This window comes from Kitasatospora sp. NPDC058218 (genome assembly GCF_042882445.1).
In the GTDB taxonomy this organism is placed as follows: Bacteria; Actinomycetota; Actinomycetes; order Streptomycetales; family Streptomycetaceae; genus Kitasatospora.
This window is the reverse complement of the sequence record NZ_JBHVWC010000034.1, coordinates 79,935-100,343: the sequence shown is the minus strand read 5'-3', so window position 1 is coordinate 100,343 and position 20,409 is coordinate 79,935. Positions and strand designations below refer to the sequence as shown.

Genomic DNA, 20,409 nt, shown 5'->3' with positions numbered 1-20,409 from the left:
AGGAAACAGCTGAAGCCCCCGCCGGATCGGCGGGGGCTTCCCGTTCTTGCAGGTCAGGACAGGACTACTCTTTGTCAAGTGCCTCACATCCGGCCGCGCATGTACGGGTCGACCGAGAGGTGGGTGTTGCGCACCAGGATCTCGCCGGGACCCGGGACCCGGACCGGCGCCTGGACCAGGGCGAAGTCCGTCGGGACCGGCCAGCCCTGCGGACGGGCGGCGAGGTGCCATTCGCGGGCGGTGGCGGGCGCTTCCTGCTCTGCCATCGGTGGTGCTCCTTGAGGTTTCTGGGTGGTCCCCCGGTGATACCGCTCGACCTGAAAGGTTGAGCGACTGAAGTAACGATGGACATGAAAGGTTCATGTTGTCAACTGTTCAGGTAGACTGTCACCCATGGACACCCAGCCGACCGGGGCCGCCACGCCGCAGCCCGACGAGATCACCCGTGAGGTCGTCGACCTGATGGCCAATCTGGTCGCGCTCTTCCACCGCGAGTACGAGGAGGCCGCCGCCGCCCGCTCGCTCACCGGAGCCCAGGCCAAGGTCCTCGCCCTGCTGCGGCGCGGACCGATGCCGATGCGCCACATCGCCCAGACGCTCAGCTGCGAGCCGTCCAACATCACCGGCATCGTCGACCGGCTGGAGTCCCGCGGCTTCGTGACCAGGGAGGCCGACCGGCAGGACCGCCGGGTCAAGCTCGTCGCCGCCACCGAGACCGGCTCGGCCGCCTCGGAGGAGCTGCGCGAGTCGCTGAACTTCGCCCGCGAACCGCTGGCCGCGCTCGGCCCGGACGAGCGGACGGCCCTGCGCGACCTGCTGCGCCGGATGCTGGCGGGCGCCTCCGGCCCCGGGGCGTGAGCAGCATCACAGCCCCAGCGGCCGATCCGGCCGAATTGGCAGGCCATCGGCTGTAACCGAACACTCTCCCGAGTCGTCTAACGTTCGAGACTTGGCACCGGCCCTCCCACGGCCGGTGTGCGCAGGAACGACACCAGAAGACGGGGGGCCGGGGAGGATGAGCAGCAGCACGCGCCGGCGGCGCATCGTACGGACCGCCGTGGGGCTCGCCGCCGTTCTGGTGCTGTCCGTCGCAGGGGCGGGAGCCTGGTTCTACCACCGGCTGGACAGCAACATCACCACCTTCGACGCGGGCGGCGTCGCCACCGAGCGGCCCCCGGCCCCCGTCCCGGTCACCCCGGGCGCCTCCGTCCCGGTCAACGTCCTGGTGCTCGGCTCGGACACCCGGGACGACGGCAACGCCGACCTCGGCGGCGGCGAGGAGGGCGTCGGCCACTCGGACACCGCGATCCTGCTGCACGTCTACGCCGACCACAAGCACGCCGTCGGCGTCTCGATCCCCCGCGACGCGCTGGTGACCATCCCGTCCTGCAAGCTGCCGAGCGGCAGGTGGACGGAGCCCCGGACGAACCAGATGTTCAACTCGGCGTTCACCATAGGCGAGTTCCCCCAGGGGAACCCGGCCTGCACGCAGAACACCGTCGAGGCGCTCACCGGCCTGCGCATCGACCACACCATCGTGGTCGACTTCAAGGGCGTCGCCGCGATGACCGAGGCGATCAACGGCGTGGACGTCTGCGTCCCGAACGACGTGAACTCGCACAACATCAAGCTCAGGAAGGGCATGCAGAAGCTCTCCGGGCAGCCCGCGGTGGACTACCTGCGGGCGCGGTACGGCTTCGGCGACAACTCCGACATCGGGCGGATGAAGCGCCAGCAGGCCTTCCTCTCCGCGATGATCAGCAAGATCCAGGGCCAGGGCTTCTCGCTGCCGACCCTGCTCCCGCTGGCCGACGCCGCCACCCGCTCGCTCACCGTGGACGAGGGCCTGGGCACCGCGATGAAGCTGGTGGACTTCGCCCAGTCGCTGCAGAGCATCAAGCTCGCCGACATCACCTTCGTCACCACCCCGTGGCGCTTCGCCGGCGACCGGGTCGCACTGGTCCACCCGGACGTGGACACCCTCTGGAAGCTGCTGCGGGAGGACCGCACGCTGGACGGCCAGAGCACCGGCCAGGTGGGCGACCCGACCGCCGCGTCCGCCTCCCCGTCCGCCTCCGCCGTGCCCGCCGCCTCGCCCACCGCGCTCTCCCCCGAGCAGGCGGCCGTGCCGATCACCGTGGTCAACGGCGTCGGCACCCCCGGGCTGGCCGGGAAGGGCGCGGAGGCGGTCCGCGCCAGGGGCTTCCAGAACGTCGCCCTGGACGCCACCAGCGGCAGCCGGCTGCGCACCGAGATCGCCTACGACCCGGCCTTCAGGACCACCGCCGACCAGCTGCTGCTGCTCTTCCCGCAGGCCCGCTCGGTCGAGGAGCCCGGCGCCGGGGGGATCATCGTCACACTGGGCCGCGACTACCACCCGGCGGCGGCCACGAAGCTCGACGCCACCGGCTCCCCGGTCGGTCCGACGACCGGTTCGACGGCCGGTGCGACGGCCGGTCCGGGCTCCGGCGCGACGGCCACGCCCGGCGGCGTCCCGACCGGCATCGCCGAGAACGCCCGCGGGGCCGACACCGACCCGTGCGCCAACCTGACCTTCGGCTAGGCGCTGTCCGGCGGATCGGGCAGCCCGGTGACCACCGCGGTCAGCCGGGTGCCCGCCGGGAAGGCACCGGCGGCGGCCAGGTCCGACAGGGCCGCGAGCAGTTTGGCGACGTAGCGGTGCTCCAGCCCGATCCCGTGGCGCAGCTCGAAGCGCTCGGCGAAGGCGGCGAGCGCGGCCGGCACCTTGCCGTAGCCGCCGCCGTGGTGGTCGTGGTCGATCCGCCAGTTGTCGAACTCCCGGCCGTACGCGGCCCGGTGCAGCCGGCCGACCTCACCCTCCAGGTACCCGGCGCCGCCGCGCAACACCGCCACGCCGAGCGCCCGCGCACCCGGCGGCAGGCCGGCCGCGATGCCGGCGAGGGTGCCGCCGGTGCCGACCGGGCAACAGACCACGTCCCGATCGCCGAGGTCGGGCAGCTCGGCCGGAACGGCCGCCGCGCCGATCGCCGCCAACGCGTTGGAGCCGCCCTCCGGCAGCACCAGGCCGGGGCCCCAGCGCCGTTGCAGAGCGGCCTCCATCCCGGCATCGGACGCCCAGCGGCCGGCCGTCTCCCGGTACTCCGACCGGGACAGGAACGCCAGCCGCATGCCCGCCGCCTCGGCCGCCCGCAGCGACCAGTTGCGCGGAGCCCCCGCCAGCTCCTCGCCCCGGACCAGCCCGACGCTCTCCAGCCCGAGCGCGCCGGCGGCCACCGCCACCGCCCGCAGATGGGTGGAGTACGCCCCGCCGAAGGTCAGCAGCCTGGTGTGCCCCTGCTCGACCGCCGCCGCCAGGTTGGGCGCGAGCTTGCGCCACTTGTTGCCCGGCACCGTCGGGTGCAGCAGGTCGTCGCGCTTGAGCCGCAGCTCCACGCCGACCCGCGCCAACGCCTCGTCGGTGCAGTCCGTCAGCGGAGTGGGCAGCCGTGCGGGTTCGAGCATCGGGCCAGGATACGGAGCCGATGGCGCCGCCCCGGCGGCGCAGCCCACTGCTCCTGGCGCGGGAGCCGGGACTCGACCGTCGCCCGCCCGGGCCTCCCCGGTGCGCTGCGCCCGTCCACCATGGCTCACACTGGTGCTGGTACGGATATTCATACTAACTACTCGATATTCTCAACTTTTCAGCATGTTCATGGGGGAATGATGTCGATCGCGACACCCGTCAGAACCGCGCCGGATCCGGTGACGACGGGACGGGGCTCCGCCGGGGGTGGGCGGCTCCGAGGCCCGCTGGGCCGCCGCCCCCACTCCCGGCGCCTCTGGTTCGCCGCCGTCCTCCTCGGACTTCCACCGCTGCTGCACCTGGCCTCCGCCGACCTGCTGACCTTCGGTCTGCTCTGGTGCGCGGCCGCCTCCCTGATCGGGTCGCGCGCCACCGCGTTCGACCGCCTGGTGATCGCCGGCGCCGCCCTGATCGGGTGGACCTGCGCGCTCGGCCTGCTGGCCGGCCACTGGCCCTGGGGGCTGCACCCGGTGGCGCTGGCCGAGGCCACCGCCGTCCCCCTGGTCGCGATCCGGCTGATCCGCCGCCCGGGGCCGGCCGCCGTCCCGCTGCCGCTGCGCGCCCGGCTCCGCCGCGCCGTCCCGACCCACGACCGCCCGGTGCTCGTCTGCGCCGCCGCGGCCGCCGCGTTCCTGCTCTACCCGCTGCTGCGACGGGACGCCGTCGGCCGCCTCGGCACCGTCCTGGAGGCCGAGGACCTCGGCCGCCACGCCGCCCTCTACGACACCATCCTGCGCCTGGGCGGCCTCGCCTCCCTGCAGCGGGACGCGGCCCTCGACACCGTGACGCTGGGCCTGGGGACCTATCCGCAGGGCAGCCACCTGACGCTGGCCGTGGTGACCAGCTTCCTGAACGGGGGCACCGAGCGGGGCACGCCGCTCGCCCAGGTGTCGCTCTTCGTCACGCTCTTCACCCTGGTCACGGCCGCGCTGACGACAGCCGTCCTGTGGGCGGTGCGCCGCGCCGCCGGGCCCGCGCTGCGCGGCTGGCGCGCCCTGGCCCTCGCCGTTCCGGCCACCGCCTACCTGATCGTCGCCGAGCTGCCCCGCCTGCACAGCCGGGGCTTCCTGAGCGAGCTCTTCGCCCTCGGCCTGCTCGCGATCCTGGTCGGCCTGGCGATCCGCCCGCTCGACCGCACCCGCGAGCAGGTCGCCGTACTGGCCGCGCTGACGGTCGGCATCTCCTTCGGCCACTACCTGCTGCTCCCGGCCGCCGCCGCCACGGTGCTCGCCTGGGCCGTGGTGAACCGGCGCAGCTGGCTCCGGCACTGGGCGACCGTCCTGCCGATCGCCCTGGCCGGCGGTGCGCTCGCGCTGTTCCCGCCGTACGTCAACCAGCAGTCGGCCGGGACCGCGGACATCCTGACGCTGCCCGGCGGCATCGGCCCGGTCAGTCGGCACCTCCTGCTGCCGCTCGTGGTCGCCGCGTTCGCCGCCCTGCTGACGCGGAGCGCGCGCGCCAACCGGCCGCGCCGGGTGGCCCTCGGCTCCCTCGCCGCGGTCTCGCTGCTCTGCTTCGGCGTGATGGAGTACCAGCTGGTCACGGTCGGCGTGACCTCCTACTTCTACGAGAAGATGCTCCACCAGCTCCTGGTGGTCGGGCTGATCTGCTTCGCCGCCGGCCTGCTGCCGATGCTCGGCCGCCGGACGCTCGCCGGACCGCACCCTGGTCCGACGGCGGGCGCGGCGCGCCGACCGGGTGCGGCGAGGCTGCGCTCGGGCGCCGCCGTGGTGGCCGTGACGGGCTGCCTGGCCTTCACCGTCGTCAGCAACGCCCAGCCGGACGGCGGGCCGACGGGCTGGGCGGGCAGCGCCGGCCGGGACCTGCTGCGCGGCGAGGCGGCACGCCCCGGTGTGGCCGAGCGGGTCGCCGTGATCGACGCGAGCCGGCCGCGGGACGGGCGGGTGGCCGTCTCCCTCGCGGGGAGCCGCGCCTGGGGCGAGACCGTCGAGGACTGGGGCTCGGCCGAGGACAACCTCTGGCTCGGCGTGCTGAACCGGGACCAGGGCCGCTCGTGGCGGGCCTGGGAGTGGGCGCTGCACCGCCGGAGCGCCCAGGACGTGCTGGACTTCGCGGCCAGCTCCCCGGAGCCGCTGAGGTTCTACGTCGACGAGCCCTCACAGCTGCTCAGCGACCTGCGGGTGCTGACGGCCGGGGGCGGGCACCCGGAGCTGGCCGTCTCCGTGGTCCGCTACGACGGCGACGGCGACCTGGTCGTGGAGCCGGCACGGCTCGGCTGACCCCGGGGCGGGCCACCACGGCCGGTCTCACGGGGCCCCGGCCGCCCATCGGCGGCCGGGGGGGCGTCAACGCACCCCCGACGCGGCCCTATTCGGGTGATTCCCGGCCTGTCGGTACGGTCGCCACAGTCGCCGGTCACTAGAGTTCGTGCAGATGACCACACCTGGTCAAGCCCGGTCGTCCGGGCGAAAGGTGGGGCGGGTGGGACTCGAACCCACGACCAAGGGATTATGAGTCCCCTGCTCTAACCGGCTGAGCTACCGCCCCGGTTCGCCGCGCGTGCCGGTAACCCGGTCGCGGCAGCAGCAGACGGCCCCGGAAGGCCGTCCCGGGCAGCATAGCCGGTCGATCACCCGTGGTGCGCGCCGGGGGCGCACATGGGTGCGCACGGACACACGCCTCCCCGGCCGGAGCAGCCCCGCTGGCGGGCCCGCGGCGGCCCCGGGAGCCTGGGCGGATGACGGTACGTGAGGTGGCGGCGGTCGGCGCCGCGCTGGCGGTGCTGGCGGCGGCGGGCTGCACCACCGCGGCGGGGCCCGGCGGGGCCACCCCGACGGTGAGCTCCGGGCCGGCCTCGGCCCCCGCCGACACCCACGGCTGGACCCCGCAGCGGCTGCGCGGCGCGCTCGCCAAGCACACCGGCGTCACCCGCACCGCCAAGGCCACCGTGCTGAACGGCCTGGTCGGCGCCGTCTTCACGCGCAACGCGGACGGCGACCACTTCTGCACCGCCAGCGTGGTCGACAGCGCCGGGCTCAATCTGATCGTCACCGCGGCGCACTGCGTCTGGGACCCGAGACTCGGTCAACGCGGCGACCTGGTCTTCGTCCCCGGCTACCGGGACGGCGAGACCCCGAGCGGCGTCTGGCCGCTGCTGGCCGTCAGCGTCGACCAGGCCTGGAAGGACGACGCCGATCCGGACGTGGACGTCGCCTTCGCGGTGGTCCAGCCGCAGGGCGGCCGGCAGGTGCAGCAGGTGCTCGGCGCCAACCGGCTGGGCGTCGACCGCGGCTACCGGCTGCCGGTGAAGGTCACCGGCTACCCCGGCACCAGCGAAGTCCCGATCACCTGCAGCAACACCACCTCCGAGCAGAGTCCCACCCAGCTGCGGATCGACTGCCCCGACTGGACCGGCGGCACCAGCGGCAGCCCCTGGGTGACCGACTTCGACCCGGACACCCGGACCGGCACCGTGGTCGGCGTGATCGGCGGCTACCAGGAGGGCGGCGACTCCCCCGACACCTCGTACAGCAGTTACTTCGGCGACCGCGTGCAGGCCCTCTACGACCGGGCCACGGGCTGACCGGGCCGGGCTGGCGTCGCCGGGCCCGGCCTGGTAGATCTTCCTCACGAACGGCGGACCGCACGACCGGCAGTGCCCGCCCCGAGGACGAGACGGAGCCCCGATGCCCTCCCGCCCGGTACGGCCCGCGCGTGCGGCCCAGGCGGCCGCGCTGGCGGCCCTGCTGCTCGCCACCGGCACCGCCTGCGGTGGGGGTGAGCAGGCGCCGACCGCCGAGGTGGCGCCGCAGAGCCCGGTGGGCGACCGGATCGGCACCCTCTCGGTCCGCACCCCGCAGGGCCCGCGGGCCTGTACGGCGAGCGTGGTGCACAGCCCGGGGCGCAATCTGCTGGTGACCGCCGCGCACTGCGTGCAGAGCCGCCGGATCGGCCTGCTGGACGGCCTGGTCTTCACCCCCGGCTATCGCAACGGCTACTCACCGTACGGGAGTTGGCCGGTCCGGTCGATCACCGTGGATCCGCGCTGGGCGTCCGACGACGACCCCGAGTACGACGTGGCGTTCGTCACGCTGCGGCCGGCCGGCGGCCGGGAGGTCGAGGACGCGGTCGGCGGCAATCCGCTCGGCACCGGCCAGGGCTTCGGTCTCGCCGTCTCGGTGACCGGCTATCCCAATGAGCGCGACGAACCGATCACCTGTTCGGCGCACACCCGCTCACAGAGTCCGACCCAGGAACGCTTCGACTGCGGCGGCTACACCGACGGCACCAGCGGAAGCCCGTGGGTCACCGCGACCGGCACCGTGGTCGGCGTGATCGGCGGCTACCAGGAGGGCGGCGAGACGCCCGGCACCTCGTACAGCATCACCTTCGACGACCGGGTCGCCGAGCTGTACCGGCAGGCCACCGCCTGATCCGGGGGCGGGCCGGCGGGGACAACACGAAGGCCCCCCGGTCGACCGGGGGGCCTTCGCTCTGAGCAGTCACCGGGCGGACCCGGTGCAGCTCCCGCATTTGGACTCGAACCAAAAACCTGCCGGTTAACAGCCGGCTGCTCTGCCAATTGAGCTATGCGGGATCGCGGTGGACCAAGGTCGCACCACGGCCAGGACGGCCGACCCGAAGGCCCGCCACCTGAGCTCCCCCAATTGGACTCGAACCAATAACCTGCCGATTAACAGTCGGCTGCTCTGCCAATTGAGCTATGGGGGATCGAGCTTCCGCTTCGGCCCCCGGTTCCCCGGGCTCCTCGGCGCTCGCTGCGGGACATACATTAGCGCACTCGGGGGGGTGGTCCGCCAATCGCTTTCCCCGGCCGCCCCCGGCACCCCCGCCCGGCGTGCCCCGCGCGCGCCCGGCACGGCACCCGGGGATGCTGGGAGGCGCGGACGGTTCGCCGTCCCGATGGACGGGTAGGGCATTGCGGCAATGGCCGCCAGGAGAGGGTGGAATCCGATCATGTGGAAGTTGTCGTTGATCGTCGGACTCGCGGCGGGCTACGTCCTGGGCTCGCGAGCCGGTCGCCAGCGGTACGAACAGATCGCCAAGGTCACCCGGCAGGTCGCCCGGAACCCCAAGGTGCAGGGCGCCGCCGACAAGGCCAAGCAGCAGGCCGGCGCGGTGGCCGGGAAGGCGGCCGGCGCCGTCGCCGACAAGGTCGGCGACAAACTGCCGAACGCCGTCACCGACCGGGTCTCGTACTTCAACCGCACCCGGGTCGAGGACGACAGCTGGGGTACCTTCCGCCCGTGACCGGGCGGTGACGGAGGGTTGGCCGAGGTGGCTCCGGGGCGGTACCGAACGAGAAACACTCACCGGGCCTTGCCGCGTCCGGACGCGTGCTGAGGCATGATCTCGACATGGCCATCGTCGCGGGGATAGACAGCTCGACCGGTCGCACCCGGATCGTCGCGTGCGACAGCGAGACCGGCGCGGTGCTGCGGTCCGGCAAGGCGCCGCACCCCGTGCCGGAAACGCCGGACCAGCGGGCCGGCGAGGCCGACCCGCAGGTCTGGCTGCACTCGCTCGGCGACGCCGCCGCCGGCGGCCTGCTGGAGGGCGTCCGGGCGATCGGGGTCAGCGCGCAGCAGCACGGCATGATCGGCCTGGACGCCGGCGGCGTCCTGGTTCGGCCCGCGATCCTCTGGAACGACCCGCGCTCCAGCGGCGCCGCCGCCGCGCTGCTGGACGCGCTCGGCGGGCCGGCGGCCTGGACGGCCGCGATCGGCGCCGTCCCCGGCCCCATGCACACCATCGCCAAGCTGCGCTGGCTGGCCGAGTTCGAGCCGGCCAACGCCCGGCGGGTGGCCGAGGTGCTGCTGCCGCACGACTGGCTGGTCTGGCAGCTGCTCGGCCACCCCAAGCGGCGCACCACCGACCGGGGCGACGCCTCCGGCACCGGCTACTGGTCGCCGATCACCGGCGAGTACCGGCAGGACCTGGTGGAGCTCGCGCTCGGCCACCAACTGCGGCTGCCCGACGTCCTCGGCCCCGCCGAACCCGCCGGGCACACCCCCGAGGGCCTGCTGATCTCGGCCGGCACCGGCGACAACATGGCCGCCGCGCTCGGGCTGGGCCTGCGGCCCGGCGACGCCGCGGTCTCGTTGGGCAGCTCCGGGACGATCTTCGCCGTGCACGAGCAGGCCGTGGTGGACGCCTCCGGGCTGGTCTCCTCCTTCGCCGACGCCACCGGCCGCCACCTGCCGATGGTCGCCACCCTGAACGCCGCCCAGGTGCTCCGCTCCACCGCGGCGCTGCTCGGATGCGACCTGGACGGCCTGAGCGAGCTGGCGCTGCGCTCCTCCCCCGGCGCCCACGGCCTGGTGCTGCTGCCCTACCTGGACGGCGAACGGACCCCCGCGCTGCCCCACGCGGCCGGCACCCTGACCGGGCTCCGGGCCGAGTCGATGGCCCCCGAGCACCTGGCCCGGGCCGCCGTCGAGGGCATGCTCTGCAACCTCGCGGACGCGCTGGACGTGCTGCGTGCCCAGGGCGTCGAGGTGCGGCGGGTCTTCCTGCTGGGCCCCGCCGGGCGGTTGCCGGCCGTACGGCAGATCGCCCCGCTGCTGTTCGGCATCCCGGTCGTGGTCCCGCCGCCGGGCGCCCACGCCGCCCGCGGCGCGGCCCGGCAGGCCGCCTGGGCCCTGGCCGGCACCCCCGAACCGCCGCGCTGGGAGCTGCCGGAGGCCGTCACCGTCACGCCGGACGCCGAGCACGACCTGCCGGTCGGCGCGGCGGTGCGCCAGCAGTACCGGTCCGCCCGCGGGCAGATCCACCCGGAGACGGCCGCCTGATCAGCGCGATCGGCCGGAGCGGCCCGTCAGGGGACGCCGGAGCGACCGCGGCGAAGATGCGCCCGCCGGTGGCCGGTGACAGCGTGAGAGGCGACGCGGTCACCGGAACGAAGGGCGGCAGGAGCTCATGGCGCTGCACAAGGGGACCGGCGACGATCGCCGGCTGGCCATCAACCCGTTCGTCGGCGCCGCCGACCCGCTGAGTGCGATGGAGCTGGCCCCACCGGTGCACCGGCTCTCCGACAAGCCGGTGGCGGCCGACACGGCGTACCAGCTGATCCACGACGAGCTGATGCTGGACGGGAACGCCAAGCTCAACCTGGCGACCTTCGTCACCACCTCGATGGAGATCCAGGCCACCCGGCTGATGACCGAGTGCCTCGACAAGAACATGATCGACAAGGACGAGTACCCGCAGACCGCCGAACTGGAGCGGCGCTGCGTGGCGATCCTCTCCGACCTCTGGCACGCCCCCGACCCGGACGACACGGTCGGCTGCTCCACCACCGGCTCCAGCGAGGCCTGCATGCTGGCCGGGCTCGCCCTCAAGCGCCGCTGGATGCAGCGCAACGCCGACCGGTACGCGGCCGGCGCCCGCCCCAACCTGGTGATGGGCGTCAACGTGCAGGTCTGCTGGGACAAGTTCTGCACCTTCTGGGAGGTCGAGCCGCGCACCGTGCCGATGGCGGGCGAGCGCTACCACCTCGGCGCCGAGGAGGCGGTGGCGCTCTGCGACGAGAACACCATCGGCGTGGTGGCCGTGCTCGGCTCCACCTTCGACGGCTCCTACGAGCCGGTGGCGGAGGTCTGCGCCGCCCTGGACGCGCTGCAGCAGCGCACCGGCCTGGACGTCCCGGTCCATGTGGACGGGGCCTCCGGCGCCATGGTCGCGCCCTTCCTCGACCCCGAGCTGATCTGGGACTTCCGGCTGCCGCGGGTCGCCTCGATCAACACCTCCGGCCACAAGTTCGGCCTGGTCTACCCGGGCGTCGGCTGGGCGCTCTGGCGCGAGCGCGCGGCGCTGCCGGAGGAGCTGGTGTTCCGGGTCAACTACCTCGGCGGGGAGATGCCGACCTTCGCCCTGAACTTCTCCCGCCCCGGCGCGGAGGTGATCGCGCAGTACTACACGTTCCTGCGGCTGGGCCGGAGCGGCTTCCGGGCCGTTCAGGGGGCCTGCCGCGAGGTCGCGGTCTACCTGGCCGGGCAGATCGAGGCGCTCGGCTGCTTCCGGCTGCTGACCCGGGGCGACGAACTGCCGGTCTTCGCCTTCACCACCACCGACGACGTGACCTTCGACGTGTTCGACGTCTCGCGGAGACTGCGCGAGCGCGGCTGGCAGGTGCCGGCGTACACCTTCCCCGCCGACCGGGAGGACCTCTCGGTGCTGCGGGTGGTCTGCCGCAACGGCTTCTCCCGGGACCTGGCCGACCTGCTGCTGTCCGACCTCACCCGGCTGCTGCCGGAGCTGCGGAGCCAGCCCCGCCCGCTCAAGGAGTACGGGGTGCCGGCCCGGACGGCCTTCCACCACTGACGCCGGTCAGGCGGGCGCGGGACCGGCGGGGCCCGTGATCACGGCGAGGGGAGGGCGCATCGAAGCGCCCTCCCCTCGCCGCACGTCCCTGCAGTCGGGGCAGCCTCCCCCCGCGAGGCTGTCCCGACCGGTGGGGGGTCGGGACGTCAGGAACCGGCCGTCGCAACGGTGTCCGGACGAAGCATCCGGACGGCGAAACGCGCCGATGTGAGAACTCTGCACGACGGACAGGCACATGTTCGAGCGTCAGCCGGGGTTGTGAGACACTTCCGTCCGTCTCAGGGCCAGGACCTGGTGTTTGGGACGACAGGCCGATGAGGTTGGAGACGCGGACACGCCCCCCACGGCCCGGGCCGGAGCCCGCTCGGGCCCTCCCGCTCCCCCGCCGCCGCTCCGATGTTGGGATTGACCGTATGGGCTCCGCCTGGAAGCAACTGCCGGACGACCTCTCCGTGCCCGCCAAGCTCCTGACGGAGGAACTCCGTGCCGTCAAGGACGCGACCGGGCTCTCGTTGTCCGAGCTCGCCTCCCGGACCCACTACAGCCGGGCCTCCTGGGAACGCTGGCTGAACGGCAAGCGGATCATCACCGAGCAGGCGCTCGACGCCCTCACCAAGGCGGTCGAGTGCGACGGCCCCACGCTGCGGGCGCTCTGGGAGCAGACCGTGGCGGGTGCCGAGGACGCGGCGGGCGCCGTCCAGGGCGCGGCGGGACCGGACGCGGCGGCGGGCGTGGCGGGCGTCGAGCTGGACGCGGCGGACGTCGAGCCGGGCGCGGCGGGCGTGGAGCCGGCGGCCCCGGAGGGGGAGACCGCGGAGGCCGACGACGCGCAGCCGGCGGCCGGGGACGGCCCGGACCGTACGGCGACGGTCCGCTGGTGGCGGCGGCCGGTGGCGCTGGTCTGCTGCGCGGCCGTGACGGCCGCGCTGGTGGTGCTGGCCGGGGTCCGCTACAGCCGCGACGGCGGGACCGAGCCGACCGCCGTCGCGCAGCCCGCCGTGTCCGGCACGGCCACCACGACCTCCCGGACCGCCCCGGCCACGCCCTCCTGCCAGGCGATGGGCTGCTCCCACAAGGACCCCAAGGCGACCGGCTGCGGCGCCGACGCCCGGACCCTGCTGACCGGCAACATCGGCAAGGTGGTGATCTACCTCCGCTACAGCCAGCGCTGCCAGGCGGCCTGGGCCGCCATCACCGAGGGCGCGCCGAACGACTACGCGACCATCACCAGCAGCAGCGGCGAGACGGAGACGGCGCTGATCCACTGGGGGTACGACAACTACTCGGCGATGGTGAACGCGGCGGACCCGAGCGCCACCTTCCAGGTCTGCGGCCACCAGCCGGCCGGGAACGACTGCACGGCGGGCGTCTCCGGCCTGGCCCACGTCGTCGCCTCGACCCCGATCCCGATCGGCCCGGCCTCGCCGCCGGCCAGCCCTGCCACGCCCGCCGCGACACCCACGCCGGCCGAACCCACGCCCGCCGCCACGCCGGCCCCGGCCGAACCCACGCCCGCCGCTGCCGGCTCCTAGTCGAGGTAACCGCGGAGCTGCGCGGCGAAGGCGTGGTCCCGGAGCTTGACCAGGGTCTTGGACTCGATCTGGCGGATCCGCTCCCTGGTCACACCGAACAGCGCGCCGATCTCCTCCAGGGTGCGCGGGCGGCCGTCGTCCAGGCCGTAGCGGAGCTGGACCACCTGGCGCTCGCGGTCGCCGAGCGTGGCCAGGACCGCCTCCAGGTGCTGACGCAGCAGCAGGAAGGTGGCGGACTCGGCCGGTGATGCCGCGTCCGCGTCCTCGATCAGGTCGCCGAGCGCGACGTCGTCCTCCTCGCCGACCGGGGTGTGCAGCGAGATCGGCTCCTGGGCCAGCCGGAGCAGCTCGCGCACCCGGGCCTCGGTCAGCTCCAGCGCGACGGCGATCTCGGCCGGACCGGGTTCGCTCCCGCTCTCCTGGAGCAGCGCGCGCTGCACCCGGATCACCCGGTTGATCAGCTCGACCACGTGCACCGGCACCCGGATCGTGCGCGCCTGGTCGGCCAGGGCCCGGCTCATCGCCTGGCGGATCCACCAGGTCGCGTAGGTCGAGAACTTGTAGCCGCGGGCGTAGTCGAACTTCTCCACCGCCCGGATCAGGCCGAGGTTTCCCTCCTGGACGAGGTCCAGCATGGTGAGGCCACGGCCGATGTAGCGCTTGGCGACCGAGACCACCAGGCGCAGATTGGCCTCGATCAGCCGCCGCTTGGCGAAGCGCCCGATCACCACCAGGGCGTCCAGCTCCCTGGCCAGCGGGTCGGGCGGCGGGGGCTCGCGGTCCAGCCGCTCCTCGGCGAACAGACCGGCCTCGATCCGGCGGGCCAGCTCCACCTCCTCGGCGGCGTTCAGCAGCCGGATCCGGCCGATCTCGCGCAGGTACTGGCGGAACAGGTCCGCCGCCGGGCCGGTGACGCCCGCGGGCCCGGGGGCGCGGTCGGCGTCGGGGTCCGGTTCGGCCCCCGGCTCGGGCTCGGCCTCCCGGTCGGTTCCGGTGTCCCGGGCGGCGTCGGGATCACCCGACCCGGGGTGGCCCTCCGGGAGGCCCTGCGCGGGCACCCGGGCACCGTCGCCGGGCGGTGTCCCGGCCCGGCCGTGGTCGTCGTCGTGGGGGGCGAGCGGATCGGTGGTCGGGCGGGCGGTCGCGGCAAGGCCTTGGTCCACGGGCATCCCTCGGGGCGGGCGCGACTCTGGCGGACCCGCGCTGGACGGAGGTGGGACGCCCTCCAGTGTGCGGCACGCCACGTTCCGTGGCCGAGACTCGTGCGCGGACTTTCTCCGACCGGGCGTGGGCGGCCGGCCCGGGCGACCGGGCGTGGGCGGCCGGCCCGGACAAGGGCGGCCCGCGCGGATCGGCCCCGGGCGACCGGGCCCCGCAGGGCCCGCACCCGCCGTCAGAGGGCGGCGGCGCCCCGGCTGCGCAGACCCTGCCCGTACTGCTGGAGCTGCCACAGCTCGGTCTGCACCGCGTGCAGTTCCTCGGCGGAGGCCCGGGTGCCGAGCCGCTGGAGGTGGGCGCGGACCTCGTCGACCCGCCGGTCGACCGCCAGCAGCCGCAGCTTGACCAGGAACTCCCCGGCGTAGATCGCGTCCACCTTGCGGCGCGAGCGCACCGGCTCGACGATCAGCTCGGTCACCAGCGAGCGGACCTGGTCGTCCGGGGCCACGTCGCGGACGGTACCGGTGAAGTCGGCCACGGTGGCCCCGTACGCGGCGCCGCCGGCCTGGCCGATGGCGCGGCGCACGGCGGCGTACGGCGGGGTGGGGAACTCCTCCTCGCCGTAGTGGTCGAAGGCCGGGCTGACCAGGTCCGGGTGCTGCAGCGCCAGCTTGAGGAGCTCGCGCTCGACGAACTGGGCCGGGTCCCGCGGGTTGAGCCGGAAGGCCGGCTGTGCGGAGCGGACGGGCTGGGCCTGCTCGGGGCGGCGCTGCTGGCCGTTGGCGCGCGGGTTCTGCTGGCGCTCGCGGTCCCAGCGGGCCAGCTGGGAGATCCGGCGGACCACGAACTGCTCGTCCAGGATGCCGAGCATGCCGGCCAGCCGGACGGCGTACTCGTGCTGGATCGAGCGGTCCTTGATCTTGGCGACGATCGGTGCGGCCTCCTCCAGCGCCGCCGAGCGGCCCTCCGGGTTCTCCACCCGGTGCCGGGCGACGGCCGATCGCAGCGCGAACTCGAACAGCGGGACGGGGTTGTCGATCAGCTCCCGGACCGCCTCGTCGCCCTTGGCCAGCCGGAGTTCGCACGGGTCCATCCCGCCGGGGCTGACCGCGATGGAGGTCTTGGCGGCGAACTTCTGGTCGTCCTCGAAGGCCCGCAGGGCGGCCTTCTGCCCGGCCGCGTCGCCGTCGAAGGTGAAGACCGTCTCGCCGCGGTACTGGGAGGTGTCCATCAGCAGCCGTCGGATGATCTTGATGTGGTCCTCGGCGAACGCGGTGCCGCAGGTGGCCACCGCCGTCGTGACGCCCGCCAGGTGGCAGGCCATGACGTCGGTGTAGCCCTCGACCACCACGGCCCGGCCCGACTTGGCGATCTCCTTCTTCGCCAGGTCGATGCCGTACAGCACGTGGGACTTCTTGTAGATCGGCGTCTCGGGGGTGTTCAGGTACTTCGGCCCGTTGTCGTCCTCGCGCAGGCGGCGGGCGCCGAAGCCGACCGTCTCGCCCGCGATGTCGCGGATCGGCCAGACCAGCCGCCCCCGGAAGCGGTCGATCAGCCCGCCGCGCTGGCCCTGCGAGGCCAGACCGCCGAGCAGGATCTCCTTGTCGCTGAAGCCCTTGCCGCGCAGGTAGCGGACCAGGTTCTCCCAGCCGACCGGGGCGTAGCCGACGCCGAAGGTCGCCGCCGCCTCCTCGTCGAAGCCGCGCTCGGCGAGGAAGCGCCGCCCGATCTCCGCCTCGGCCGAGCCGAGCTGCTCCCGGAACCAGGCGCCGGCCACCTTGTGCGCCTCGACCAGGCGGGTGCGCTCGCCCTGCTGGTGGCGGGGGCTGTAGCCACCCTCCTCGTAGCGGAGCGTGATGTTGGCCTGGGCGGCCATCCGCTCGACGGCCTCGGCGAAGGTGAAGTGCTCGATCTTCATCAGGAAGGCGATGGTGTCGCCGTTCTCCTGGCAGCCGAAGCAGTGGAAGACGCCCTTGGCGGGGTTCACGTAGAAGGAGGCGGACTTCTCGTCGTGGAAGGGGCAGACGCCCTTGTACTCGCCCCCGCCACCGTTGGTGAGCTGTACGTAGTCGCCGACGACCACGTCGATCGGCAGTGCGCTTCGCACCGCCTGTACGTCTTCGTCCCTGATCCGCCCGGCCACCCCGGAAGTCTACTGGGGTGGCGCCGGTTACCGACCGCGCCGGGGCGGCCTCCTCACGACCAGGCCGCTCCGACCAGCTTGGCGTGCAGGGCCAGGGCGGAGGCGTCGGTGAGGGTGGCGATCTGGTCGATCACCGCGCGCAGTGCGCCGCGGTCGTCCTCCGCCTCGCGGTAGAGGGTGGCGAAGACCGGGTCCAGGCCCTCCGGGGCGCGCTGCGCGAGGACGTAGGCCAGCTCGGCGATCACGATCCGCTGGCGGGCCCGGAGCTGGGCCTGCTCGTCGCGCTGCATCACGAAGCGCACGGCGACGGCCTTGAGCACCGCGCACTCCAGCCGGACGTCCCGCGGCACCACCAGCTCGGCCGCGTACCGGCTGAGCCGGCCGGGGCCGTAGCGGGCCCGGGTGGCCTGCTCGGCGGCCAGGCAGAAGCGGCCGATCAGCTGGCTGGTGAGGTCCTTCAGGCCGGCCCGGGCGCGGGCCGAGCCGTCGTAGGAGCTGGGCCACCACTCCTGGCCGAGCAGCCGGTCCAGCGCGGCGGCCAGCTCCTCGGGCTCGGCGTCCGGGGCGTAGCGCTCGGCCACCTTGAACAGCTCGGCGCGCTCGCTCGGGGCGCGCAGCACGGCCGGCTCGATGTGGCCGGCCTGCAGGCCGTCCTCCACGTCGTGGGTGGAGTAGGCGACGTCGTCGGACCAGTCCATGACGGTGGCCTCGAAGCACTTGCGGCCGGGCGGGGTGCCGGCCCGCAGCCAGCGGAACACCGGCAGGTCGTCGGCGTAGACGCCGTACTTGGACGAGGCCGGGTCGACCGGGTGCGCGCCGTGCGTCCAGGGGTACTTGGTGGCGGCGTCCAGCGCGGCACGGGTCAGGTTGAGGCCGACGCTGCGACCGGGCCAGGGGGCCAGCCGGGCGGGCTGCTCGTCCTGCGGGGCGAAGCGCTTGGGCTCCAGGCGGGTGAGGATGCGCAGCGACTGCGCGTTGCCCTCGAAACCGCCGCAGGCCTCGGCGGCCTGGTCGAGGGCCTCCTCGCCGGTGTGGCCGAACGGCGGGTGGCCGATGTCGTGGGCCAGGCAGGCGGTCTCGACGAGGTCCGGGTCGCAACCGAGGGCGGCGCCCAACTCCCGCCCGACCTGGGCGCATTCGAGCGAGTGGGTCAGCCGGGTACGGGGGAAGTCACTGCGCATCGGGGCGACCACCTGGGTGGTGCCGGCCAGCCTGCGCAGGGCGGCGGAGTGGAGCACACGGGCGCGATCGCGCTGGAATGCCGTCCGGCCGGGGCGCTTGTCCGGCTCGGGCACCCAACGGGCCTCGGCGGCGTGGTCGTACGGGAGCGGGGCGGCGGTGAGGCGGTGCGCGGTGTCGTCCATATGCCAATCACCGTACGCCGCGGCTCCGACAGCCGGGGGGTGCCGCGCGCGAAGGGGCGTGGGCCGGGGCGTGAACCTTGGCCGCCCGGGCCTCCCGGAGGAGGAAGGGCCGGATCAGCCCCGGACGGCCTTCAACACGGCTGCGGCCACGCCCTCCTGGCCCCTGGCATTGGGGTGGATCGCCGCCAGCCCGGGGGCCGGGAAGGGCGGCTCCACCCAGCGGACCGCCTCACCGGCGCACATGTCGTGGCCGGCCGAGGGTGCGGCCGCGTCCACGAAGGCCGCGCCCGCCGCCTCCGCGCGGCGCTTGAGCATCGCGTTCAGCTGCTGTTCCTTCTCGGCCAGGAAGCCCAGGTCGGCCTCGGCGACGGTGCGGCCGAGCACCGGCAGACAGCTCGCCGGGTCGGCCGGCAACAGCGTCGGGTAGCCGACCACGTACACCCGGGCCTGCGGCGAGCGGCGTTTGACCTCCTGAAGCACCTGACCCAGCCGCTCGCCGGCCGCGTCCACCTTGCGCTGCACCTGGTCGGCGGCGCCGCCGGCCGAGGCGTAGTGGTCCCTGCACGGCGCCGGCGCCCGCTCGGAGCCGATCAGGCTCTTCACCGCGTCCGCCAGGTTCTCCTTGGCGCACTCGCCGACGACCTCCATGAACCCGGCGTCGTTGCCGCCGATCCCCACCGTGACCAGACGGGTGGCCGGGGAGAGCGCGTCCAGCTGGGGCGGATTGGCCCCGCCGCCGTCGGTCTGCTGGGAGCCCGTCAGGTCCCCGGTGCGGGCACCGCTGCAGCTGACGTCCGTGAACTGGCCGTCCGCCAGGCCGAGCGCCTTCGCCAGCAGGGACGGGTAGTTCGCCGCCGAGCGGGCGCAGCCCTTCGGCTCGCCCACCTGCGGGGAGATCTTCAGGCCCGAGGTGTAGGAGTCCCCGAGGGCGACGTAGGGGCCGGTGGGCGGCGGGGTCGGCGTGGGCGTCGGGGTGGCCCGCACCGGGTGGGGACCGTCCGCCGCCGCGGGCGCGGCGGAACCGCCGCCGCCGCTGCAAGCGGCCAGCAGCAGCGCGGCCAGCCCTGCGGCCAGAACGGCGGTCGGGCGTGTGGACACAGGCATGGAATCCCCCCGGGGGCCGGAACGGCGACGTATCTCTCCACGGCGGCCCGTCCCCCGGGCACCTCACCGCCAACGAACGACGGCGTCCGATCTCTCCCGCCCGGCGGAGAATCCCCCGGGGCGCGCGGACCACCCGGGGGCGGGCAGGCCACTCGCGGCCGCGGGCGGACTACTCGGGGCCGCGCTCGTGCTCGGCCAGGAACTGCTCGAAGCGCCGGCCCAGCTCGTCCGCCGACGGCAGGTCGACCGGCTCGGCCAGCAGGCTCTCCCGGCCCTCCGCCCCCGCGACGGCGTCGTACTGGCCCTCCATGCCGCGGATCGCCGAGCGCAACTCGCCGTCCCCGTGGGCCAGCTGCTCCTCGATGTCGGCGTACACCTCGCCCACCCGCTCGCGCAGCCGGGTGCCCGGCAGCACCAGGCCGGTGGCCGACTGCACGGCCTCCAGGATCAGCACCGCGGCCGCCGGGTAGGCCGAGCGGGCCACGTAGTGCGGCACGTGCACGGCGAAGCCCAGCACGTCGTGACCGGCCTCGGCGAGCCGGTACTCCAGCAGGGCCTGGGCGCTGCCCGGCACCTGGGCCTGCTCGAACCACTGCGGGTAGCCGGCGGCGAGGTCCAGCCGGGTGCCGTGCGGCGTCAGGCCGACCGGACGGGTGTGCGGCACGCCCATCGGGATGCCGTGGAAGTCCAGCGTCAGCCGGACCTCGAAGCGCTCGACGAGCTGGCGCACGGCGGCGCTGAAGCGCTCCCACTCGACGTCCGGCTCGGGCCCGGTGAGCAGCAGGAACGGCGAGCCGGCCGCGTCGTGGACCAGCTGGAGGAGGATCTCCGGCGGGTCGTAGGAGGACCAGTGCTCGCGGTCGAAGACCATCGCCGGGCGACGGGCCCGGTAGTCCACCAGGCGGTCGTGGTCGAAGCGGGCCACCACCTGCGGCGTGCCCTCCTCCAGCAGGTGGGCCACCACCTGGCCGCCGGCCTCGCCGGCGTCCATGAAGCCCTCGAAGTGGTGGAGCAGCACCAGACCCGCGCCGGTGTCGGCCAACGCGGCCTTCGCCGCGGCCACGGCGGCCACGCCCTGCTGATCCAGCTCGTACAGCGCCTGGGGATCACGCACCGCGCACCCAACCCCGTTCTCTACTCGTCGACTCGTACCGGCTTCTCGTCGTCTGCAGCGTGCCGGGCGCCGCCGGAATTCCCGCCGCGCACGGCCGTCGCGCGGCCGCTTCCGCGGTGAACGCCCGGCGAGCGGCCCTGGTGCCC

Annotated in this window: 15 protein-coding genes, 3 tRNA genes and 1 pseudogene; 9 read left to right on the top strand and 10 right to left on the bottom strand. The window is 74.2% G+C overall.

All coding sequences use genetic code 11. The features are described from left to right. Window positions 1–86: 86 nt before the first annotated feature. Window positions 87–266: pseudogene (locus ACFVYI_RS22140) on the bottom strand (NADP-dependent oxidoreductase); the annotation flags it as partial. 127 nt (window positions 267–393) lie between these two features. Between ACFVYI_RS22140 and ACFVYI_RS22135 the strand changes: the two are divergent. Continuing rightward, a complete protein-coding gene (locus tag ACFVYI_RS22135; protein WP_329487507.1) occupies window positions 394–858 on the top strand; it encodes a MarR family transcriptional regulator in 465 nt (154 codons plus the stop codon). 157 nt (window positions 859–1,015) lie between these two features. After that, a complete protein-coding gene (locus ACFVYI_RS22130) occupies window positions 1,016–2,563 on the top strand; it encodes an LCP family protein (protein ID WP_387888173.1) in 1,548 nt (515 codons plus the stop codon). Here the strand turns inward: ACFVYI_RS22130 and ACFVYI_RS22125 are convergent. Then, window positions 2,560–3,483, bottom strand: coding sequence for a 1-aminocyclopropane-1-carboxylate deaminase/D-cysteine desulfhydrase (locus tag ACFVYI_RS22125; RefSeq protein ID WP_387888170.1), 924 nt, complete (start codon window positions 3,481–3,483; stop codon window positions 2,560–2,562). The genes ACFVYI_RS22130 and ACFVYI_RS22125 overlap by 4 nt on opposite strands. A 240-nt stretch (window positions 3,484–3,723) precedes the next feature. Between ACFVYI_RS22125 and ACFVYI_RS22120 the strand changes: the two genes are divergently transcribed. Then, on the top strand, window positions 3,724–5,784 hold the full coding sequence (locus ACFVYI_RS22120) for a hypothetical protein (protein ID WP_387888167.1): 2,061 nt from the start codon (window positions 3,724–3,726) through the stop codon (window positions 5,782–5,784). Window positions 5,785–5,978: 194 nt separating this feature from the next. Here the strand turns inward: ACFVYI_RS22120 and ACFVYI_RS22115 are convergent. After that, window positions 5,979–6,052: transfer RNA gene (locus tag ACFVYI_RS22115), tRNA-Ile, on the bottom strand. Between the two features lie 190 nt (window positions 6,053–6,242). On the opposite strand from ACFVYI_RS22115, the gene ACFVYI_RS22110 reads away from it, so the two are divergent. Beyond that, the gene (locus tag ACFVYI_RS22110; RefSeq protein WP_387888165.1) at window positions 6,243–7,088 is read left to right on the top strand and encodes a trypsin-like serine peptidase; all 846 of its coding nucleotides are present in this window, start codon (window positions 6,243–6,245) and stop codon (window positions 7,086–7,088) included. 103 nt (window positions 7,089–7,191) lie between these two features. Further along, window positions 7,192–7,938 carry a trypsin-like serine peptidase gene (locus ACFVYI_RS22105; protein WP_387888162.1) on the top strand — a complete coding sequence of 249 codons (747 nt, stop codon included), beginning with the start codon at window positions 7,192–7,194 and terminating at the stop codon, window positions 7,936–7,938. Window positions 7,939–8,029: 91 nt separating this feature from the next. Here the strand turns inward: ACFVYI_RS22105 and ACFVYI_RS22100 are convergent. Together ACFVYI_RS22100 and ACFVYI_RS22095 are read right to left on the bottom strand one after the other, a co-directional pair. After that, window positions 8,030–8,102, bottom strand: a tRNA-Asn gene (locus ACFVYI_RS22100). 61 nt (window positions 8,103–8,163) lie between these two features. Continuing rightward, window positions 8,164–8,236: transfer RNA gene (locus tag ACFVYI_RS22095), tRNA-Asn, on the bottom strand. Window positions 8,237–8,482: 246 nt separating this feature from the next. Here ACFVYI_RS22095 and ACFVYI_RS22090 point away from each other — a divergent pair. The 4 genes from ACFVYI_RS22090 (at window position 8,483) to ACFVYI_RS22075 (ending at window position 13,380) form a co-directional block, all read left to right on the top strand. After that, window positions 8,483–8,776, top strand: coding sequence for a hypothetical protein (locus ACFVYI_RS22090; RefSeq protein WP_387888159.1), 294 nt, complete (start codon window positions 8,483–8,485; stop codon window positions 8,774–8,776). Window positions 8,777–8,883: 107 nt separating this feature from the next. After that, window positions 8,884–10,317: an FGGY family carbohydrate kinase gene (locus ACFVYI_RS22085; RefSeq protein WP_387888156.1), complete on the top strand. Its 1,434-nt coding sequence runs from the start codon at window positions 8,884–8,886 to the stop codon at window positions 10,315–10,317. A 127-nt stretch (window positions 10,318–10,444) separates the two neighbouring features. Next, window positions 10,445–11,848: a glutamate decarboxylase gene (locus ACFVYI_RS22080; protein ID WP_387888153.1), complete on the top strand. Its 1,404-nt coding sequence runs from the start codon at window positions 10,445–10,447 to the stop codon at window positions 11,846–11,848. A gap of 413 nt (window positions 11,849–12,261) precedes the next feature. Then, window positions 12,262–13,380 carry a DUF2690 domain-containing protein gene (locus ACFVYI_RS22075; protein WP_387888150.1) on the top strand — a complete coding sequence of 373 codons (1,119 nt, stop codon included), beginning with the start codon at window positions 12,262–12,264 and terminating at the stop codon, window positions 13,378–13,380. Here the strand turns inward: ACFVYI_RS22075 and ACFVYI_RS22070 are convergent. From ACFVYI_RS22070 to ACFVYI_RS22050, 5 genes are all read right to left on the bottom strand, one after another. Further along, on the bottom strand, window positions 13,377–14,549 hold the full coding sequence (locus ACFVYI_RS22070; RefSeq protein ID WP_387888147.1) for an RNA polymerase sigma factor: 1,173 nt from the start codon (window positions 14,547–14,549) through the stop codon (window positions 13,377–13,379). The two genes, ACFVYI_RS22075 and ACFVYI_RS22070, sit on opposite strands and share 4 nt — an antisense overlap. 224 nt (window positions 14,550–14,773) lie before the next feature. Then, on the bottom strand, window positions 14,774–16,681 hold the full coding sequence (gene dnaG / locus ACFVYI_RS22065) for a DNA primase (protein ID WP_387888145.1): 1,908 nt from the start codon (window positions 16,679–16,681) through the stop codon (window positions 14,774–14,776). A 53-nt stretch (window positions 16,682–16,734) separates the two neighbouring features. Then, window positions 16,735–18,045, bottom strand: coding sequence for a deoxyguanosinetriphosphate triphosphohydrolase (locus ACFVYI_RS22060; RefSeq protein WP_387888142.1), 1,311 nt, complete (start codon window positions 18,043–18,045; stop codon window positions 16,735–16,737). 114 nt (window positions 18,046–18,159) lie between these two features. Continuing rightward, window positions 18,160–19,149, bottom strand: coding sequence for an SGNH/GDSL hydrolase family protein (locus ACFVYI_RS22055; RefSeq protein ID WP_387888140.1), 990 nt, complete (start codon window positions 19,147–19,149; stop codon window positions 18,160–18,162). Between the two features lie 169 nt (window positions 19,150–19,318). Next, window positions 19,319–20,263, bottom strand: coding sequence for a PAC2 family protein (locus ACFVYI_RS22050; RefSeq protein WP_387888138.1), 945 nt, complete (start codon window positions 20,261–20,263; stop codon window positions 19,319–19,321). Window positions 20,264–20,409 lie beyond the last annotated feature (146 nt).